A 2323-nucleotide genomic window follows, 5' to 3' on the forward strand; every position below is an offset into this window, starting at 1 on the left:
ACGCCGATCTGCGTCCCGGTGGTGTAGGGCCCGGTGTCGTCACCGCTGTTGGGGTACAGCCACAGCGTGCCGTCCGTGCGGGCGGCGACGATGTCGGCGCGGTGGTCGCCGGTGACGTCGTCGGCCCGGAACCACAGGAACTGCTGCCACGACAGGCCGATCTGGATCCCGGTGCCGTAGGGCGTCGTGGAGCCGCTGTTGCGGTACAGCCACAGGGTTCCGTCCGGCCGCCGCGCGACCAGGTCGGCCTTGCCGTCGCCGGTGACGTCGCCGGTCGCGACGCCGTCCGCCGCACCTCCGGCCAGCGCGGCGAGCTGGGCCGTCGAACCGTTGAAGACCATGGAGTCGTGGGCCGCGCCCCGGTTGCACGCGTCGATGTCGTACTGCCAGAAGGTCCAGTTCGCGCCCCAGCCCGGCACCGACGGCGGGGAGGAGTTGCAGCTGGAGATGTCCAGCGGGTAGCCGGCGAACGCGGTGCTGCTGCCCGTGCACGGGTTCCACCAGTTGACGTTGGTGTAGATCATCGGCGCGCGGCCGATGCGGGCCTGGACCGTGGCTTGGAACGTGCTGATCCACGACCGCATTGCGCTCTGGGAGAGCCCGTAGCAGTCGGGCGTGCCCGAGAGGTACGGCCACTCCAGGTCGAGGAACGGCGGCAGGGTCCTGCCGTCGGCGGCCCACTGGATGTGGTCCACGAAGTAGTCGGCCTGGCCCGCCGGGTTGCCGAGGTCCGGTCGGCCGAAGGCGTAGGCGCCGGCGTAGAGCCCGGCGTTCTTGGCGCCCTGGTAGTCCTGGCCGTAGTAGGGGTTGACGTAGGTGGTGCCCTCGGTGGCCTTGACGAAGGCGAACTCCTCGCCCGCGGCGCGGCGGGCGGCCCAGTCGAGGGTCTTCCCGCCGGAGTGGTCGTGGCTGGAGACGTCGATGCCGTTGACCGAGTAGCCGGGCGGGAGGGCGGCCACGCCGAGCGGTTCGGCGGTGGCCTGCGAGCCGAGGAGCAGCGGGAACCCGAGCGCCAGCACCAGGGCGGCAGCCGATTTCTTGGCGAGCATGGTGGACTCCGTGGTCGTGGTCGTGGTCGTGGTCGTGGTGTGCGGGAAGGGGGGATCAGACGAAGCTCTGCCAGCCCGTGCCGATCTGGGTGCCGCTGCTGTAGGGCGCGGTGTCGCTGCCGCCGTTGAGGTACTGCCACAGCGTGCCGTCCGGCTTGGTGGCGACGATGTCGGCGCGGTGGTCGCCGTCGACGTCCCCGAGCGTGATGCGGTCGAACGACTGCCAGCCCACGCCGACCTGGGTGCCGGTGCTGTACGGCGCGGTGGTGTCGCCGCCGTTGGTGTACAGCCTGAGGGCGCCGTCGGAGCCCGCCGCGACGATGTCCCCCCGCCCGTCGCCGGTCACGTCCTCGACGACGACGTGGGCGAACTGCTGCCAACCGATGCCGATCTGGGTGCCGGTGCTATACGGCGCGGTGGTGCCGCCGTTGTTGGTGTACAGCCAGAGGGTGCCGTCGGGCCGTGCCGCGACGATGTCCGCCCGGCCGTCGCCGTCGACGTCACCGGCCAGGAACCACGCGAACTGCCCCCACGAGACGCCGATCTGCGTGCTGGTGCCGTACGGCGTGGCGGAACCGCTGTTGCGGTACAGCCACAGCGTGCCGTCGGCGCGGCGGGCGACCAGGTCGGCCTTGCCGTCACCGGTCACGTCACCGGTGGCGACACCGCCGGCCGAGCCGTCGACGACGTGGTCGTAGCGGACCGGTGTGTAGTTGCTCGCGTTGCTCTGGCTCCACGCCCGCCGGATCGTGCCCGAGGACCCGGTCTGCTCGATCACGACCGGCCTGGTGTGCGCCGAGTCCTCCCACCCGACGAACAACGCCACGTGGTCGACGGAGGGGTTGTTCTCGTGCCGCAGCAACGCGTCGCCCGGTTGCAGGGAGGAGCGCGGGATCACCCAGGAGACGTCGTCCAGGTTCCCGGTCCAGAAGTCGCTGCCCCGGCCGCCGAGCCCCCACGCCATCGACACGAACCCCGAGCAGTCCGTCCGGTAGTCGCCGTAGGTGTTGCGGTAGCACCTGCTCTGGCTGTACTGGACGCCACCGACGTCCAGCCAGCTCTGCGCCCGGGTCAGCACCTGCGCCCGGGTGAGGATCTGGTGCGAGCCGTTGTTGTCGCACGGGGTCGCGGTCGTGGGCACGGTCGCCGCGCGGACGCCGCCGCCCGGCAGCCCGGGGTAGTCGGCCAGCGGCGGGTCCCCGATCACCGGTCCCGCGGTCGTCGTGGCGGTGCCCGGAGCCGCCATCGCGCCGGTCGGGCCGGTGGCGGCGAGC

2 protein-coding genes are annotated in these 2323 nt (G+C 71.9%); both read right to left on the reverse strand.

Features of this window, described 5'->3' with window-relative positions; translation table 11 throughout:
- The coding region (locus AB0G02_RS35735; protein ID WP_360803535.1) for a GH25 family lysozyme at positions 1–1049 on the reverse strand (1049 nt) is incomplete at its 3' end.
- A gap of 55 nt (positions 1050–1104) precedes the next feature.
- The coding region (locus AB0G02_RS35740; protein ID WP_360803538.1) for a VCBS repeat-containing protein at positions 1105–2323 on the reverse strand (1219 nt) is incomplete at its 5' end.

It is taken from the genome of Actinosynnema sp. NPDC023658, from assembly GCF_040639995.1.
In the GTDB taxonomy this organism is placed as follows: Bacteria; Actinomycetota; Actinomycetes; order Mycobacteriales; family Pseudonocardiaceae; genus Actinosynnema.